The sequence below is a fragment of the Rhodococcus sp. T2V genome, from assembly GCF_029269925.1.
Taxonomy (GTDB): Bacteria; Actinomycetota; Actinomycetes; order Mycobacteriales; family Mycobacteriaceae; genus Rhodococcus_F; species Rhodococcus_F koreensis.
In genome coordinates this window covers 1-17426 of record NZ_JARJBD010000145.1, presented here as the reverse complement: position 1 = coordinate 17426, position 17426 = coordinate 1, and the positions used below count along the sequence as shown (strand labels likewise).

The window sequence follows — 17426 nt, the reverse complement described above, 5'->3', positions numbered from 1 at the left end:
AAAAGCCCACCGGGCAGCACATGGAACTGGGCATCGCCGAAACCAACCTGGTCGGCCTGATGGGGGAACTCGGCGCCACCTGGAGCCGCTGGGGTCAGCCGCTGTTCCCGATCGGCGTGATGTACGACCCGTTCGTCGAACGCGCCCTCGAACCCTGGTCCTACGGCATCTACGCGGGCGGGCAGTCGATCCTGGTCGGCACCCCCTCCGGCGTCACCCTTGCCGCGGAGGGTGGGGCGCACCAGTCGATCAAAACCCCGTCGATCGGCCTCGAACAACCCGGGTGCGTCAGCTACGAACCCGCCTTCGCGATCGACGTCGAGTGGACCCTGCTCGACAGCATCTCCCGCCTCGGCCGGCCCGACGGCTCCTCGTCGTATCTGCGGCTGTCGACCCGCCCGGTCGATCAGACCCTCGCCGCGGTGCCCACGGATCCGGCGGCCCGCGAGCGTCGGCGCCGTCAGGTCGTCGCCGGCGCCTACACCCTCCGGCACACCGACACCCCGGCTGTCACCCTGGTCGGGGTCGGGGCGATGATCACCGAAACCCTCACCGCCGCCGACCGGTTGGCCGAGCAGGGCATCGCCGCCGACGTCGTGTGCGTCACCAGCCCGGGCCGGGTGTTCGAGGCGGTCCAAGCCCGCCGCGGACTGGCCGACGGCCCGTCGTGGATCCTCGACCAGGTCTTCCCCGCCGACCGGGCGGCCCCGATGGTGACCGTCCTGGACGGGCACCCGCACACCCTGGCGTTCCTGACCGGCATCAACAACGTGCCCGGCGCCGCACTCGGCGTCAGCAAGTTCGGGCAGGTCGGCTCGCTCGACGATGTGTACCGCTACCACGGCATCGACACCGATGCGGTCGTCCGCGCCGCCCTCGACCTCGTCAACTGACCCAGAGAGACACCACCAATGACCACCACTGACATCGGCACCACCGTCGAGTTGCCGTCGCTCGGCGAGAACGTCACCGAAGCCACGATCACCCGCTGGCTCAAGGCGCTGGGGGACCGCGTCGAGGCGGGCGAACCTCTGCTCGAGGTCGCCACCGACAAGGTCGACACCGAGATACCGTCGCCCGCCGATGGCATCGTCGTCGAACTGTTCGCAAACGAGGACGAGGTCGTCGAGGTCGGCGGAGCGCTCGCATTCATCAGCTCAGCTGATACCGAGGCGCCGCCCCCGCAACCCCGGCCGTCCAGACCCACGTCCGCACCGGAGGTATCAACGCCCGCACCCACTGCCACGGTAGCTGCACCGGCACCAACCCCCTCTGCTGATCACATCGAGAAGTTGCCGCGCATCCGGCAGACCATCGCACGTCGCATGCTCGAATCTCTTCAGACCTCAGCACAACTCACGACCGTGGTCGAGGTCGATGTCACCGAAGTCGCCCGACTGCGCACTGCCCACAAGGAGGAGTTCCACCGCCGCACCGGGGTGAAGCTGTCGTTCCTGCCGTTCTTCGTCGCAGCCGCCGTCGAAGCGCTGGTCGAACACCCGGTCCTCAACGCCTCGGTGAACCCGGATTGCACCGAGGTCACCTATCACGCGGCCGTGCACCTCGGAATGGCCGTCGACAGCGACAAGGGACTGATGGTGCCGGTGATCCGTGACGCCCACGCACTCGACATCGCCACTCTCGCCCGGGCCATCGCCTCCAGCGCCGACAGTGTGCGGTCAGGGACGATCCGTCCCGACGACCTGTCCGGTGGCACGTTCACCATCACCAACACCGGCAGCCGCGGCGCACTGTTCGACACCCCGATCATCAACCAGCCCCAGTCCGCCATCCTCGGGATCGGAACGGTCGTCGACCGCCTCGTCCCCACCCGCGGCGACGGAGGAGCCCTGCACATCGAAGTCCGGTCGATGGCGTATCTCTCACTGTCCTACGACCACCGAATCGTCGACGGCGCCGACGCCGCCCGCTACCTCACCACCGTTCGACAGCGGCTGGAGCCGGGATACAATGCGGCAGTGCTGCAATGACTGCCGCCACTGATGGCCACCGCCGGCATCAGGGCTTGCGACATCTATCGAACGACGAGAGATGAACGGACAGCCGAGCGCCGATGGATCAGCCGAGCCCAGGGCCGGCGGCGGACGGCCGGCTGGACCTCCGCCCACATAACCGAGGGCGCCGGTCCCCGGCTGCGCTCCGTGCTTGCGGGGATCCCCACCTCCAAGCCGGGCAGGCCCGCCCGGCGGGGGACCGACCGGGCTGGAAGCTGTCCTCGAATGAGAATCCCTATCCGCCCCTACCCGGTGTGTTGGATGCTGCGGTAACCGCCTTCGGATGCGAAATCATTACCGAAGAAAGCCAATAGGCCCTCGGTGGGCCACGATTGCCTGGGCATCCGGATCAGTTGTTCGCTCCGCAAGTACCCTGTCCTGCTCTCCGACAGGCTCCGTCGCGGCACGGGTCGCCGGTGTGTGAGCGTGAATGGCTCCCAACGGAGAACCGGATGCATCGGCGCCATGTCCGAAGCGCGTAGGCCATGGCTGGGCGATCCTCCGAACGGGATGCCGACGGCCGACGTCGTCGGCATTCGCTGACCGCCAGGGATTCGCCGGCTCCCGATCAAACACGGGCACAATCTAATTCGGTCGAGGTGGGTACGGAACTGTCGGCTTGTTGCTCAGGGCCTCGCCGGCGATCGGCTCGACCCGTTGCGGTGGACTCTCGTGGCCCGACCCTCGATCGCGAGGCGAACTTCAGCAAGTTGGCGCGTTAGACTGTCCCGCACTAATCATGATTGCGCAACGCTAGCGTCGAATGTGACCGGCACTGCGCAGCAGTACTGCCCTCCAGCTACGCAATACTTCATCTGTGTGCGAGCTCGGGAAGTTGGGTGTAGATCACCCACTCCGGTATGCGTAGCGAATACACTCATGAGGTGCGCAAAATGACGGTAACCGGTAACCAGGAGTCCTCGTCCACGCTGCAGGGGTCGGAGGGGCTCGACGATGTCGACCGCGGGATTCTGCGGATGCTGCAGGAGGACGGTCGGGTGCCGTACCGGCAGATCGCACGGGAGCTCGGCGTGTCCGAGGGCACGATCCGGATCAGGCTCGGCCGGCTGCAGGACTCGGGTGTGCTGAATGTGGTCGCGATCGCCGATCCCTTCCGGCTGGGTTACCGGGTGTTGGCATTTTTGCTGCTCCGGGTCGAACCCGGCCGGCAGGATCATGTGGTGGAGGCGCTCACGGGCTGGCAGGAGGCCACCTACGTGTCCTCCTGCATCGGCCGCGCCGACATCTACGTCCAGCTCGTGTGTCGTGACAACGACCACCTGCACGAACTGCTCCACCAACGCCTACCCGACATCGGCGGCGTCCGGGAGTACGAGACCTTCATGGAGCTGAAGATGCACAAGGTCTCCTACGAATACTCGCCCGCCTGACCTACACCGTGGACGCTCCGCATACGGTCCCGACGCAGAACCTCAGTAACTGAGCCTTCGACGTGGCGCCTCCGACCGTGGATGATCGCGACCCGAAGGCCTTCGGAAGGAATTCGCCCCCACTGGGCGGCGTCGTCCGATATTGGTCGATGCCTCTCTGCGAGCCGCAAACGTCGTCGGGTAGCTCGATGAGAGTGCTGGCAACTGCCGGCTCCACCGGGGGTTTTGCCAGATCAGCGAGCGATGCACTATTGGGGTGGATAGTGAAGCGAGCGTTCCGGCCGTTGGGGTGGTGTTCGAGCTGCGACGCGCAGCTGATGTGCCCATCGTCGCAATCTGCGATGAATATTCGGTCTCGGAGCACCTCAACGTCAGCGGGCGTTCCCATGTCATCCCGTTACGCGCCGAACGCCACGACCAACTCGAGTTGATGCGTCCACGGTCGCCGTCGCCGCCGAATCGTCGGTCACGTTTGACGTCGACACACACGTCAAGGTGATCCCGCGGCCGTACCGGACTCACCTCTGGCGGTATCGCCCAGCCGAGTACAGCAGTTCATGCGCCAACTGACAACCGATTGCGTCGCACGGCGCGTGAACCGGATCCTCCCCGCAGCCGGGACACCCTCGCCGCGACGGGTGCGGTCGAGTCGTTGCAGTACTGCGCGCAGGCTGATGGTCCGAGCGGTCGCATGGAGGAAGCGGCGGCTGGCCGCGCCGGACCGAGGCCGCCGAGCCGACCTGGGGATCTCCGGGCACGCTACTTGCATTGTGTACCAACCCTTGTCGCTGTGATTGCGTCCACTCAACGTGGCGCACCGACCGGCTGACGGCGTTCTCTGCAGCACGGGTGGTGCATCACCGATGAGGAATGCCCTTCGATGCCTGGCCTGCTGTCGGAAGCATCCGTCTTGCTGGGGGTGGACCGCCAAGGGCAGTCCGCAGAACAGCAGTTTGCGTAATGAGAATCCCTCAATCCTTGACTTTGCGTAATCGGTAACTCATGCTGTTACGCAAGCTCGTGTGAGCGGGGTTACACGAGGATTCGAGACAGTTGAAGGGAACGGGATCCAATGCTGCAGATGGCCGACGTGCGGGAGCGGTACGCACTGCCGACGGAAAAGGAGATCCTCGCCGGCCTCGACGAGGGGGCGACACTGCCGGCGGAGTTCTATTACGCGCCGGAGGTATACGCGCTCGAACAGGAGAAGATCTTCGCCAAGTCCTGGCAGTACGCATGCCACGAGTCCGCGGTTGCCAAGCCGGGTGATTACGCGGTCACCAAGGCCGGATCCACACCCATCATCGTCACGCACGGAAGAGACGGAAAGCTAAGGGGTTTCGTGAACGTGTGTCGGCATCGCCTGCACTCGATCGCGGAGGAGAACGGAAGCAAGCCGCTGTTGCAGTGCCCGTATCACGGCTGGACCTACGGCCTCGACGGAAAACTCAAGACCGCGCCCCGCTCGCAGCGTGAGGCCAACTTCGACTGCTCGACCATTTCGCTCGAACCGGTGGCCGTCGAACGGTGGGATCAGTGGGTTTTCGTCAACCCCGATCCGGCAGCCCCTCCGCTGGCGACCGTGACGGCAGACATGCGCGGATTCACCGATGGCATCAACGCCGAACTCCGAGAGTACGAGTTCCAGGTCCGCTACGAGTACGACATGACCTGCAACTGGAAGGTATGGGCCGAGAACGCAGTTGAGTGCTACCACTGCCCGACCCTGCACCAGTCGAGCTTCGGGAAGACGTACCACACCAACCCCGACGACTACGCTGTCAGATCCGGGGACAACACGATCTGGCACGACGGGCCGATCAAGTGGCTGCCCGGCAATGTCGACCCCGCCGGACTTCGCGGCTTCCGATTCGCGTTCACGTTCCCCTCGTCCTTCTTCGCGCTCGACGACTACGTCGGATTCATCGGAAGCGTGCAGCCCGTTGGACCGGAAAAGTGCTGGGCGTTCGTCGACATGTACGCAAAGCCGGGTGCGGATCCGGTCGTGGTCAAGGAATGGCTCGAAATGTGGGACCAGACACTGATCGAGGACAAGCGTGCGACCGACATCCAGCAGATCGGATACCGCTCCGGGCGCGTTCCGACCGGACGTCTGATGCTCGACAGCGAAAGCCCCTTGCAGGCGTTCATGAAGACGACGCTCTCCGCGTTGTCGTCGTGAGGACCTTCCCCACTGCACGAAAGACTGGACGATGGTGAAAATATCCGTTGACCTGGACAAATGTCAGGGTTATGCCAACTGTGTCGTTGCGTCCCCCGATGTCTTCGACCTCTCGGACGACGGCAAGGTCGACCTACTGCAGACCCGAATCGCGGACCGCGACGCGGCAGAGGTCGAGGAAGCCGTGCGCTCATGCCCCGCTGCCGCGCTGTCGATGACGGAGGAAGACTGATGGGTACCGTGGCCGTTGTCGGCGCAGCGCTAGCCGGTGTTCGAGTCGTGAAAGGACTGCGGAACCACGGCTTCGACGGCGCAATCACCCTTATCGGCGACGAACCGCACCTGCCGTACGACCGGCCACCGCTGTCGAAGGGTGTGCTCGCCGACAACACAGGAATCGACACACTCGCCTATCACGCCCGCACCTGGTTCGACGACAACGCTGTCGACCTGCGATTAGGGGAGAGCGCAACACATCTCGATGTCGATGCGCGCCTGCTCACCACCGATGCCGGGACCGCACAATTCGATGACATCGTCATCGCCGCCGGGGCACGCGCTCGGAACCCATTCCCCGATGCCCCGCCCGGGGTCTTCACGCTCCGGACCTTCGACGATGCCATACGAATCCGTGACGCCTTCAACAGCGCGGAACACGTCGTCATCATCGGCGGCGGATTCATCGGGCTCGAGGTTGCCTCCGCGGCGCGCACGCGCGGCACCCGGGTCACGGTCGTCGAACTCGCGAAGATTCCGCTCTCCCGCAACGTCGGTGAGGACGTCGCGCCCACGCTCGGGGAACTCGCCCGCAGCCATGGCGTCGACCTCATCTGCGAGCGAGTCGTCTCGGCCATCGAGGGCGACTCCAGGGTCGAACGCGTCGTCCTCGACGACGGAACCGTGATCGCATGCGATGCCGTCATCGTCGGGGTCGGCGCCATACCGAACACCGAGTGGCTGAAGAACTCGGGACTCGACGTCGGACCGGCCGGAGTCGTCTGCGACTCCACCGGACGCGCGGGCCCCCGGGTGTGGGCGGCGGGTGACGTATCGGTCTGGCGCGACAGCACCGGGGAGCCGCATCGCCACGAGCACTGGACCTCGGCAACCGAGCAGGCGCGGGTGGTCGCCCACAATATCGTCGACAACGGCAACCGTACCGTCGATTCCGCCTCCTTCGTGTGGTCGGATCAGTTCGGCAAGCGCATCAGCATCGTCGGCGACACCACCGGCCACGACACGGTCCGCCTGCTTTCCGCCGGCACCGACGACCTGGCGGCACTCTATGCCCGCGACGGAATCCTCATCGGCGCATGCGTTGTCGACCAACTTCGATTGGTGCTGCGGTCCCGCAAATGGGTCGGCGCAGCAACCCTCACCTCCGAAATCCCCGAGTGGGACCTGGCTGACGCCTGACGGCGTTCAGTCGACCCGCAGAAGTCCCAAGGACAACCTCCATGAGTTCAGCGGAAAACCCTGGAACACCCCAACACCACAGCGCCCACGGCGAGTCCATGGTGCGCGCCCTCACCTGGCGCGACGGCTTTGTCTTCGCACTCAATATGCCCATCGGTCTGTTTCTGACCCTCGGGTACACGGTCGGCGCGATCGGCGGTTGGACTGCCATCGCCATCTGGGGCGTCGCCTGCGCGCTGGCATTGCTCCAGAACAACCTGTTCGCCGAGATGGCGGCCATGTTCCCCAACCGATCCGGCGGCATCTCGGTCTACGCCTACGAAGGGTGGAAACGACACTTCGCGCCGCTGGGCGCGATCGCCGCATTCGGGTACTGGATGGGCTGGTCGCTGTCCCTGTCCGTCGAAGGCGTCGTCCTCGGCACGCTGATCGAACAGGCCTTCTTCCCCGACTCGCACATCGCCCTGCAGCTGCCGATCGGGCACGAACTCGGCCTGCCCTATCTGATCGCGATCGGGGCAATCTTCACCGCCTGGGCACTGAACTACTTCGGCGTCAAGATCGCCGCCGGCGTCGCCAAAATCACCGGAACACTCCTGGTGGTGGGACTACTGGTCCTGATCATCGGGCCCTTCCTGACGCACGGCGACTTCGATGCCAGTCGCCTCAGCTGGTCCGGTGCCAGCTCGCCGTTCGGGTGGAAAGAAATCGTGGTGTGGTTCTACATCACCGCATGGACCACCTACGGCACCGAGGTGTGCGCCAGCTTCACCGCGGAGTACAAGGATCCGGTCAAGGACACCTCGAGGGCCCTTCGCCGCTCCGCCGCCTTCATCCTCGGGCTCTACATTCTCGTCCCCTACGTCGTCGTCGGCGCGCTCGGTGAGGCCACGATCTGGCTGAACCCGGTCAATTACATCGGGCTTGCGTTCGATCGGATTCTCGGCGACTACTCCTGGCTCGGCCAACTCCCCGTGATGGCAGCCTTCGTCATCGCCATGATGACCGCGACAGCGGACGGCGGACGCTCCCTCTACGGCATCTCACGCACCGGCGGCACCGTCAGGCAGCTCGGGGTGCTCAACAGATACGGAGTCCCCGGCCGGGCACTGACCACCGACATGCTGATCAACATCACCGTGCTCATCGTGCTCGGTGAGCCGATTGCCATCCTGTTGGCCAGCAACCTCGGCTACCTCACCGCAGTTACCCTGGCCGTCGGAGCCTTCGTCCTTCTCCGCCGAGACCAACCACACCTTCCCCGACCGATTCGACTCGGCCGACATTGGATTCCCATCGCCTGCATACTCTTCGCGATCAACGTCTTCGCCATCGTCATCGGCATCTCCAATCCCAGCCTGACCGGATACGGCGGCCTCACCGAGACCGTCGCCGGCATCGGAATTCTGCTCTTCGCCTGCGTGCTCTGGTACTACCGCCAACGATTCCAGGACCGACAACGCATCGAGTGGCGTGTCACAGACGAATCACCCCCATCCGCGAAGCGGGGGCTGACAACCGCGACATCTGAAGTCGTTGATCCCGAACGTATTTGACCTAAACTCCACCACGATAAGGACAGCTCATGAAAGCAATTCGCGTCCACGCGTACGACCGGAAACCGTCCCTCGACGACGTCCCCGAGCCGGTGATCAAGAACCCGCTCGACGTGATCGTCAAGGTTCGCGGCGCCGGAGTGTGCCGCACCGACCTGCACATCATCGAGGGCCAGTGGCAGGACAAGAGCGGCGTCGCCCTGCCCTACACCATCGGCCACGAGAACGCGGGAACCGTCACCGAAATCGGCTCGGCGGTCACGAACGTCTCCGTCGGCGACTCGGTGATCCTGCACCCGCTCGCCACCTGCGGCCTGTGCCTCGCCTGCCGCAACGGCGACGACGTGCACTGCACCGCCTCCGACTTCCCGGGTATCGATGTCGAAGGAGGAATGGCCGAATACCTGCGCACCTCGGCGCGCAGCGTCGTCAAACTCGACCCCTCCCTCGAACCGGCCGACGTCGCGGCCCTCGCCGATGCCGGACTGACCGCCTACCACGCCGCACGCAAGGCCGCCGAACACCTGCGACCCGGACACACCGTGGTCGTGATCGGCGCCGGCGGACTCGGCCACATCGGCGTCCAGGTCCTGAAAGCCCTGGCCTCGGCACGCATCATCGTCGTCGACCAATCCGCAGCCGCACTTGAACTCGCCAAGGACATCGGCGCCGACATCACCGTGGTCGCCGACGGCACGGAGGCGCAGCAGGTGCTCGCCCTCACCGGCGGAGCCGGTGCCGAAGCAGTCCTCGACTTCGTCGGCGAAGGCTCCGCCCTGGCGTCCGGTGTCGCGATGCTCCGCCGCGCCGGCACCTACTACGTCATCGGCTACGGCGGCACGCTGGAAGTGCCGACCATCGACATCATCAGCACCGAAATCAACTTTGTCGGTAACCTCGTCGGCACCTACAACGACCTCGTGGAGTTGATGGCGCTCGCAGCGGACGGCCGGGTGCACCTGCACACGGTGAAGTACCGTTTCAGCGACTTCCAGCAGGCGCTCGACGACCTGCACCACGGTGCCGTCCGCGGCCGTGCGGTGCTGGTCCCCGACGACGAGTTCTTCGCGGCGTCTCACTGAACCCGGCGGCGTGGGTGCGGGTGACGATCAACCGTTCCGGTGTTGTGCGCGCAATCGGGTGACGTGCCACCTGCAACGCGGATTCCTCGCCCGCGTTGCAGGGGTCGGAGGACGGCCGGGTGCAGTACCGGCAGATCGCGCGCGAGCCAGCCGACCGCAATTCTCGCCGGCCTCACCCAATAGTTCGGAGCACACGCTCAGCCGAACCGCCTACCTCGGCGGAATCCCACGCGCCCACATCGACGCTCCGACGCCGCCACGCCGGCGTTGCGCATCGTCACGCCACGCCCGAAAAGGAGCAGAAGAATGATCTTCATCGTCGTCAAGTTCAAGGTCCTTCCCAACTACAAGAACACCTGGCTGTCCATCACCCGCGAGTTCTCGACCAACACCCGCGCAGAGGAAGGCAATCTCTGGTACCAGTGGTCGCGCAGCGTCGACCATGACGACGAATACATCCTCGTCGAAGCGTTCCGCGATTCTCAGGCAGGCGAGGTCCATGTCGCCTCCGAACACTTCCGGAAGGGATTGGAGGCGATGCGCCCCGGCCTGGCCGAAACCCCGCACATCATCCACACCGAGATCCCCGGGACAGACTGGTCGCGCATGTCCGAGCTGGCCATCGGGGCAACCTCGCGCTGACACGCCGGTGCAAGCCGAATCAACCTGCATCACAACATATTGGATCGGAGAATCATGACAGGACGAGTAGCCGGCAAGGTCGCCTACGTCACCGGCGCCGCCCGGGGGCAGGGCCGCAGCCACGCTGAACGGCTGGCTGAAGAAGGCGCTGACATCATCGCCGTCGACATCTGCCGAAGCGTTGGACGCACATCCGACTTCTACCCGGCCGCAACCGAGGACGATCTCGCCGAGACCGTCAGGCTCGTCGAAAAGCATGGACGGCGCATCATCGCCTACACCGCGGATGTTCGCGACTACACAGCCCTCGAAGCCGGGCTGTCCTCGGCGGTCGCCGAACTGGGCCGACTGGACATCGTGGCCGCCAACGCCGGCATATTCCAGTTCGGTGACGAGGTTCCCGACATCGGAGTCGACGACTGGCGCGATGTCATCGACGTCAACCTCACCGGTGTCTTCAATACCTGCAAAGCGGCCGTGCCGTATCTTGTCGGCGGCGGCCAAGGCGGATCCATCGTCATCACCTCGTCCGACGCCGGCGTCAAGGGCTTTGCTCGTTTCGGCCACTACGTGGCGTCAAAGCACGGTGTCATCGGGCTGATGCGCACCCTCACCATGGAATTGGCACCGCACTCGATCCGGGTCAATGTCGTCGCTCCGACGAACTGCAACACCGACATGATCCAAAACGACGCCGTCTGGCGGCTCTTCCGACCGGACCGCGAGAACCCCACATACGAGGAATTCGCGGAGGCCTCCTCCACACTGCTCGCCCTGCCACAGCCCTGGGTCGAGCCAGTCGACGTCTCCAACGCGCTGGTCTTCCTGTCCTCCGACGAAGCGCGCTACATCACCGGTGTCACGCTCCCAGTCGACGGAGGGTCCGCCGCGATCTGACACGCCGGCGTCCCCGCGTGACACTTGCACGTGGGTCGGCGTGCCTCCAGAGGAGAGGGGCCTCCAGACGTCGCGTCGTCGCCGGCAATCCCGACCGCAGAATCAGGGGCCCACGTGGTCCGGAAGGTCGTGGTGCGACCTTCCGGACCACACGCAGACACCTCGGGGCACCGTGTGGGACGCACCGACCACCCGATGAGGTAGTTGCGCCAACCAGTTATACCTCCACAACGAGAGGGATACCGATGCGCACACCCAGCGACATCACCGGCCGACTTCGAAGTCGAAGTCAGCCGACCCTTCCACCCAGCGAATGGCGGGCGTGACATGAGTTCACCGAAGTTCAAATCGTTTGCCGAACAGCTCACGTCCGCGATCGGCGACCACGATGTCGTAGTAACCGACCCAGATATCGTTGCCAGCTACGCTTCGGACCAGTCACAGTTCACGCGCTCCTCCGCACCCCTGGCAGTACTGATGCCCCGATCCACTGCGCAAGTCTCGGCGTGCCTCACGATGGCCGAGACCAGGTTAGTGGCAAGCTCTTTCGCTAGCGGTGATGAACCAATCGATGGCAATTCGAGAAGTCGTTCTTGTGTTCTCGGATGAGCGATACGTGGAGGCGCGGTCGTGTCCTGGGGTGACTGGCGGAAGAGGATGGTGCTGTGCGGTCGGGACGTGATGGACTCTCGGTGAGCGCGGGGTGGTGAGACGCAGGTGGATCTGGTGAGCCGACCAGGTGGGACACCGTGTGCTGTCACGCTCACCGACTGTCCTGGCCGCCCGGGGGTGCGCCGGGTAAGGCACATCAAGGGTGCACATCGTGTTCAAGGGCAGAGCTCTCGACCGCGGAGGTATCTCCGAGATCCTCGATGTTCAGACTGGTACAAGGGATTTTCGGGCCGCCCAGGCCATGGCGGGCTATCCGCTGTGCGCACGCAATTGTGATGATCGCGGATCGAGCTGGTCATCGGCAACCAAGGAAGGATTCACGAAGCGGGGATCCGGCCGATTCACGAAGCGGGGATCCGGCCGAGGATGCGACAGCATTCCCGGCCGAACCCTGTCTGGGGAAGTTTCCGTCACTGTGCCTGGGCACCTCCTGATTCGTCTCTCAGGGACGAGCGGCGGCGGGCGAGGTCCGGTATGGGCACGCGGGACACGAGTGTCGGGAAGCTCAGTGTTTTACCTCCGAGTACTCCTGGAGTCGTGATTCGACTGTTCGGGCCGGATCGAGGAGTTGCGCCAGGTGGAGGCTGCGGCGTGGTGGGTCGACCTGGCGGACCTGCATGTGGCAGCTGAATCCATCCGTGAGGATGGGGACACCTTCGGCGCTGGCACGTAGAGCCGGAACCAATGCCTGCTCGGCGACCTTCATGCTGATGTCGTAGTGGTCCTTTTCGAAGCCGAAGTTGCCGGCCACGCCGCAGCATCCGGTGGCTTCGCGGATGTCTTCGACGCCGATGGCGTGGAGGGCTTTGTGTTGGGTCGTACCGAATACCGCGTATTCGTGGCAGTGAGTCTGCACCGTAACGCTGTCTGGGGGTGGAGTGCTCGGCAGCGAGCCGTTCTCCGTTGCGTCGAGCAGTGCTTGGGCGAAACTGCGGATTCGTGTGGCGACTCGTCGGGCGGCGTCGGTGTGGACCAGTTCGGGCAGGTCTGTGCGGAATGCCGCGGCGCAACTGGGTTCGGGGACGATGATCGGACGGTCGGTTCCGTCGTCGAGGCGTTCGGCGGCTCGACGCAGGTGGCGTTTGGCGCGGCTGAGTTGGCCGGTGGAGATCCACGTCAATCCACAACAGGCATCGCTGCGGCACTCGGTGGACTGTCCCGTATCGGCCAGTACTCGTCTGGCAGCGGCTGCGATGTCGGGGCGGAAGGCTCGCGTGAAGGTGTCGGCGAGGACGATGACGTCGCCGCCTGTCTCTTTGGGGCCGAGGGCGTCTCGGACCTGGCGGCGGGAGGCGAAGGCGGGCATCTGCCTGTTCGGCGTCAATCCGCCCAGTGCGGCGAGCAATCGCGCGGAGCGTCCGCGCGCTGCGATGTTGACCACCGGTGCCATGGGAGTCGCGAACCGCAGGAGTGTCGGCAGCCAGCCGAGTGAGTAGTGCGACAGTGGTCGCAGTCGGTGCCGGTAATGGTGGTCGAGGAACTCGGATTTGTAGGTTGCCATGTCCACCCCGGCGGGGCAGTCCGTCGAGCACGCCTTGCAGGACAGGCACAGCTCCAGTGCGTCGCGGACATCGTCGGAACGCCAGCCGTCGGCGACGGTGGGTGAGTTGCGCACCATCTCCTGCAGGGCGCGTGATCGGCCGCGGGTGGAGTCCTTTTCGTCGCCGGTGGCGCGAAAGCTCGGGCACATCACTCCGCCGGTGCTGGCCCGGCATCTTCCGACACCGATGCACCGTTGCACGGCGTGGGCGTACGGTGCGATCGGGACGTGGTGGCTGGGGGTGAGTTCGAAGCTGGTCGGCCAGTCGCGTGCATCGATGCCGGCCAGAGCGAGACCCTCTGCCATCGGTTCCGGGGCGACGATCACGCCGGGGTTCAGGAGCCCGGTGGGGTCCCAGATCGCTTTGAACGTCGTGAACGCCGTCATCAGCTCGGGGCTGTACATCCGGGGCAGCAGTTCGGACCGGGCGCGGCCGTCCCCGTGCTCACCGGATATCGAACCGCCGAATTCCACACACAGTTCGGCGGCGCGGTGGATGAACCGTGTCATCACTTCCCGGCCCTGTGGCGTGCGTTGATCGAAGTCGATGCGAATGTGCATGCACCCGGCACCGAAATGCCCGTACATCACCCCGGTGAGATCGAACTCGGTCAACAGTGACGTGATCGCGACCAGGTAGTCGGCGAGATCGGCTGGGTCGACGGCGGAATCCTCCCATCCGGTCCACGACTCTGCGCCGCTGACCAGGCGCGCCGACAGACCGGCGCCGTCTTCGCGGACCCTCCACAGCGACGCCCGCTCGGTGGGATCGGCGATCACGCGGGCGTCGACCAGGCGGCCCGCTGCCCGGAGTTTGGCCACCAGATCGGCACCGCGTTTCTCGACGTCGCCCAGATCGTCGCCGTCGAGGTCGACGTACAGCCAGGCGTTGCCTTCAGGTAGCCCGACGACCGAGTCCGGGCCCCGCAGGTGCCGCATCGTGTCGACGATGGCGGCGTCGATCCCTTCGATCGCGGCTGGCGCGTAGTCGAGGATGGTCGTGTTGTCGCGGGCCGCGTCGACGACGTCGTGGTATCCGAGGCACAGCAGCATCGCTGCGGGTGACACCGGCACGAGGGCGACGGTGGCCGCGACGACGATCGCGCAGGTGCCTTCGCTCCCGACCAGCGCCCTCGGGATGTCGAAGCCATTTTCGGGCAGCAGGCTGGCGAGGTGAAACCCTGATACCTGCCGGGGGATTCGGGACAGTTCGAGCCGAAAGTTCGACATATACCGACTTCAGTGGAACGGCACACACGTCCTGGTCGTGTTCGAGGGTGTAGTGGTCGAATTGGGCCTCGATCTTCGAGGTCAACCGGCGCAGGCTGCGCAGTGTCTGCCCCTTGGTTTTGAGGCAGATCCGTTCGGACCATTCGAGGGGTTCGCCGGACGGGTCGCCGATCACCTGCCACGGCAGTATCGTCTCCGGGATCGGTAGCGGCGCCGTGCGCCCGAGGGTCAGGACGATCGCGTAGCCGGTGTGGTCCCTCCCGCCGACCTGCCCGCGGACTGTGGTGTAGCCCTCGCCGGGGGTCAGCTCGAGGGTGGTGAGGTCTTCGAGTGCGGCGACGTCGGATTCTTCCCAGTCGCCGCCGCCGCAGATCACGCCGTCCGCATCGAGCGGCAGCCCGAGTGTCGCCGAGCGCAGCAGCAGGTAGTCCATCTGGCCGGGGGTTGCGGGTGTGGCGTGCACGCCCTGCCCGGACAGGTGCCGCTCGATCGTGGCGAGGTGATCGGCGATTGCCTTCTGCTCGCCGAGGAACGCAGCGCGCGCCCACCTGCGCACCAGCCGGGCAATGCGGCCGAGTAGCGGGTACGTCGATCACCGGGAGCAGCCTCTGCCCGGCCGTGTCGAGCCCCTGCGCGCCCGCCGAGCGCGGCGGCCGTTCCACGCCCCGGTAGCGGCCTTTCTGGGTCGGGTTGCCCCACAGCATCGCGTGCTGTTGCCCGCGCAGGCAGTCCGCCCACGACAACGCACCCGGCACGTCCGGGATCGGATCGGCCCACCCGTCATGGGCCTGCGCCCACTGCCGCACCGGCCACGGCGTGCGCACCAGCCGCCGGTGCAGGCCCGTCACACCGGATTCGGCGAGGTTCGCCACGACCAGGGCCTCGTTCTGGATGTAGCGGCGCTGCGTGCCGACCGGACGCATGTTCCACGGCCCCGGTGGCTGCACGAACCACGCCGTCGACTGCCGGCGCGTGCGGGTGGGGTTGCCCTCCACCCCGACCAGTGCGAGACGCACCGCCTTGCGTTCGCGGTCTGCACGTTTTTCGCCGCCGCGACCTGCCGGGTGAACTCCGCCTTGAGTTCGGTAGGTGCACCTGAATGTGGATGCGCACGGTCGTAAGTCGATGTCGCTTTTCGTCTCAACGGGGTGTCCGCGCCGGGATCGGGTCATCGGCGCAGGCCAACAGGGCTGTGCGGCATCGGGAATGTGGTTTCCAGCGGCGGGCGCGCGGCGGCGGCGCGGCGGGAACCGCACGACCGCGGTGGTCGGCCGGTAACCGGGCGGGTGAGGGGATTCCCGGCGGTTGATTCGCGCGCTGGTGGCGGCCTGTGTGTCGGCGCGGAGGTCGGGACCCTGTGGGGCGCAGTGGTGTGCTCGCGTATAGGCGCTGTGGGGCGTAAGGGGGTTGCGGGTACGTACACGGGCTCTACACGCATGGGGTTGGGCGGTGTGCGCACGCGGTGCAGACGGCGGCGTCGGAGGCGGCGCCCGGTCGGGCTGTCGCGGCAGGTCCGCAGCGAGCGGGTCGAGTACCCGGTGAGCCGGTGCGTGGAGACAGCGCTCGGATGCGCGGTGAAACGGTGCCGGATTCGGCTATGGATTTCGGCGGTGGATTCGACCGCTCGACGAAGCGCCTCCCGCACCCACCCCCTCCGGGGGCCACTCCCCCCGGCGTTCCTTGGGGGGAGTGTAATCCAGAATTGCGATCAGCGCCAACGCTATTCGAAAGCGCCCATGTAGAACGCTATGCGCAGTGCTCGAACCGGTGCCGGGGCGAGCACTCACAGCCGACGCGTGCCTACGCATTCGGTAGCGCTCACCACACCGCTTCATCGAGCGGGCGTACCCCGCCCACCGAGGCGCGCGGCGAAGCACTCGAAAATGCACTCGAAAGGGCACTGCCGCGAGCGCTGCAAACCGCGCCTCACAGTGCCCCGTAGAGCACTCGGTGGACGCCGCGGAAGAGCGGTCGAACGAGCGTGCCGAACAGCGCTCGACAGAGCACCGGCGCAGCGGTTCGCGGGCCGATGGCACCACCGTGCACGCAGGCGGTGAACAGGGCGCCCGTCATGTGCGAGTCGAACGCGGTGAAGGTTCGTCGAAATCCGGTCTGGAGATCGTGCGCGAGAGCGGTGTTCGTCGCACCGGAGGGGGTGCGCCAGACGAGGGGGACACCCCGTTGAGGAAAATCGCGGGTTTCTGTCACTGTGCTCAACGACGCCTCCCCGGCTGGCGTTCAGGCTCGAACGATCGAAAGGCACAGGCGGTGAGCGGACATCAGGACCCACTCGAGGACTGGTTGGTCGCGGCGTGGCGCGACATGGTCGGTGATTGCGGCGGCGGTCGCGCCGGCCGGGTCGGCGAGGACGGCCAGCCGACGCGTATCCGCCGTTTCACCCCGCTCTCGCCGATCGTCGTCGCCGCCGCGGGCGTTGCCGTGTACTCCCCGCGCCTGATGTCGGCGGCCGCCGGCAACGAGGCGGTCGTCGAGGTGCTGACGAAGCTGCACGGCTTCGGGTGCTGTTCGTTACCGCCGCTGCCCTGCTCGTCATCGTCGACGTCCTACGCCACCGCGCGCACAGGTGGTCGCAGATGCTCGAATCGGTGGTCCGGCAGGCCACCGGACACCTGCCGACGAAGGTCGCCGTCCCGTTCCCGCCCGGGTGGCGGGTGATCCGCCGCGCGAGGATCACACTGCACCGCGGAACCGTCATTCGGCCCGAACAGTTCGAGGAGCTCTCCCGCGCGATCGAGGCAGCCTTCCCCGCCACCGCACAGAGCGAGACCACGGTGCGGCACGT

14 protein-coding genes and 1 pseudogene are annotated in these 17426 nt (G+C 65.8%); 12 read left to right on the top strand and 3 right to left on the bottom strand.

Features of this window, described 5'->3' with window-relative positions:
• The 10 genes from P3H15_RS50075 to P3H15_RS50030 form a co-directional block, all read left to right on the top strand.
• A partial coding sequence (locus P3H15_RS50075) for a transketolase C-terminal domain-containing protein (RefSeq protein WP_276144153.1) occupies positions 1-893 on the top strand: 893 nt, incomplete at its 5' end.
• 18 nt (positions 894-911) lie between these two features.
• Complete coding sequence (locus P3H15_RS50070) at positions 912-1991, top strand: 2-oxo acid dehydrogenase subunit E2 (protein WP_276144152.1); 1080 nt, start codon at positions 912-914, stop codon at positions 1989-1991.
• 917 nt (positions 1992-2908) lie between these two features.
• Positions 2909-3406, top strand: a complete 498-nt coding sequence (locus P3H15_RS50065) for an Lrp/AsnC family transcriptional regulator (RefSeq protein WP_276144151.1) — start codon at positions 2909-2911, stop codon at positions 3404-3406.
• A gap of 1081 nt (positions 3407-4487) precedes the next feature.
• A complete protein-coding gene (locus P3H15_RS50060; RefSeq protein WP_276144150.1) occupies positions 4488-5588 on the top strand; it encodes an aromatic ring-hydroxylating dioxygenase subunit alpha in 1101 nt (366 codons plus the stop codon).
• Positions 5589-5619: 31 nt separating this feature from the next.
• Positions 5620-5820: a ferredoxin gene (locus P3H15_RS50055; RefSeq protein ID WP_276144149.1), complete on the top strand. Its 201-nt coding sequence runs from the start codon at positions 5620-5622 to the stop codon at positions 5818-5820.
• Positions 5820-7004: an NAD(P)/FAD-dependent oxidoreductase gene (locus tag P3H15_RS50050; protein WP_276144148.1), complete on the top strand. Its 1185-nt coding sequence runs from the start codon at positions 5820-5822 to the stop codon at positions 7002-7004. The genes P3H15_RS50055 and P3H15_RS50050 overlap by 1 nt, the downstream gene beginning before the upstream one ends.
• A gap of 41 nt (positions 7005-7045) precedes the next feature.
• Positions 7046-8560, top strand: coding sequence for an APC family permease (locus P3H15_RS50045; RefSeq protein ID WP_276144147.1), 1515 nt, complete (start codon positions 7046-7048; stop codon positions 8558-8560).
• 29 nt (positions 8561-8589) lie between these two features.
• On the top strand, positions 8590-9642 hold the full coding sequence (locus tag P3H15_RS50040; protein WP_276144146.1) for an NAD(P)-dependent alcohol dehydrogenase: 1053 nt from the start codon (positions 8590-8592) through the stop codon (positions 9640-9642).
• Between the two features lie 306 nt (positions 9643-9948).
• Positions 9949-10284: a putative quinol monooxygenase gene (locus P3H15_RS50035; protein ID WP_276144145.1), complete on the top strand. Its 336-nt coding sequence runs from the start codon at positions 9949-9951 to the stop codon at positions 10282-10284.
• Positions 10285-10338: 54 nt separating this feature from the next.
• Complete coding sequence (locus tag P3H15_RS50030) at positions 10339-11181, top strand: mycofactocin-coupled SDR family oxidoreductase (RefSeq protein WP_276144144.1); 843 nt, start codon at positions 10339-10341, stop codon at positions 11179-11181.
• Positions 11182-12358: 1177 nt separating this feature from the next.
• Here P3H15_RS50030 and P3H15_RS50025 read toward each other — a convergent pair.
• Entirely contained in the window at positions 12359-14623 is a 2265-nt protein-coding gene (locus tag P3H15_RS50025) for an FAD-linked oxidase C-terminal domain-containing protein (RefSeq protein WP_346348884.1), read from the bottom strand.
• Positions 14624-14873: 250 nt separating this feature from the next.
• On the opposite strand from P3H15_RS50025, the gene P3H15_RS50020 reads away from it, so the two are divergent.
• On the top strand, positions 14874-15203 hold the full coding sequence (locus P3H15_RS50020) for a hypothetical protein (RefSeq protein WP_276144143.1): 330 nt from the start codon (positions 14874-14876) through the stop codon (positions 15201-15203).
• A 1346-nt stretch (positions 15204-16549) separates the two neighbouring features.
• On the opposite strand, the gene P3H15_RS50015 is transcribed toward P3H15_RS50020, so the two are convergent.
• A complete protein-coding gene (locus P3H15_RS50015; RefSeq protein ID WP_276144142.1) occupies positions 16550-16840 on the bottom strand; it encodes a hypothetical protein in 291 nt (96 codons plus the stop codon).
• A 21-nt stretch (positions 16841-16861) separates the two neighbouring features.
• Positions 16862-17134 (bottom strand): hypothetical protein, encoded by a 273-nt coding sequence (locus P3H15_RS50010; RefSeq protein ID WP_276144141.1) that lies wholly within the window; start codon positions 17132-17134, stop codon positions 16862-16864.
• 8 nt (positions 17135-17142) lie between these two features.
• Here P3H15_RS50010 and P3H15_RS50005 point away from each other — a divergent pair.
• Positions 17143-17426, top strand: a pseudogene (locus tag P3H15_RS50005) (AAA family ATPase); the annotation flags it as partial.

Bases quoted from the DNA above. Each gene is read 5' to 3' on its own strand.
- P3H15_RS50070 (WP_276144152.1), top strand. From the start codon at position 912: ATGACCACCACTGACATCGGCACCACCGTCGAGTTGCCGTCGCTCGGC.
- P3H15_RS50065 (WP_276144151.1), top strand. From the start codon at position 2,909: ATGACGGTAACCGGTAACCAGGAGTCCTCGTCCACGCTGCAGGGGTCG.
- P3H15_RS50060 (WP_276144150.1), top strand. From the start codon at position 4,488: ATGGCCGACGTGCGGGAGCGGTACGCACTGCCGACGGAAAAGGAGATC.
- P3H15_RS50055 (WP_276144149.1), top strand. From the start codon at position 5,620: ATGGTGAAAATATCCGTTGACCTGGACAAATGTCAGGGTTATGCCAAC.
- P3H15_RS50050 (WP_276144148.1), top strand. From the start codon at position 5,820: ATGGGTACCGTGGCCGTTGTCGGCGCAGCGCTAGCCGGTGTTCGAGTC.
- P3H15_RS50045 (WP_276144147.1), top strand. From the start codon at position 7,046: ATGAGTTCAGCGGAAAACCCTGGAACACCCCAACACCACAGCGCCCAC.
- P3H15_RS50040 (WP_276144146.1), top strand. From the start codon at position 8,590: ATGAAAGCAATTCGCGTCCACGCGTACGACCGGAAACCGTCCCTCGAC.
- P3H15_RS50035 (WP_276144145.1), top strand. From the start codon at position 9,949: ATGATCTTCATCGTCGTCAAGTTCAAGGTCCTTCCCAACTACAAGAAC.
- P3H15_RS50030 (WP_276144144.1), top strand. From the start codon at position 10,339: ATGACAGGACGAGTAGCCGGCAAGGTCGCCTACGTCACCGGCGCCGCC.
- P3H15_RS50025 (WP_346348884.1), bottom strand. From the start codon at position 14,623: ATGTCGAACTTTCGGCTCGAACTGTCCCGAATCCCCCGGCAGGTATCA.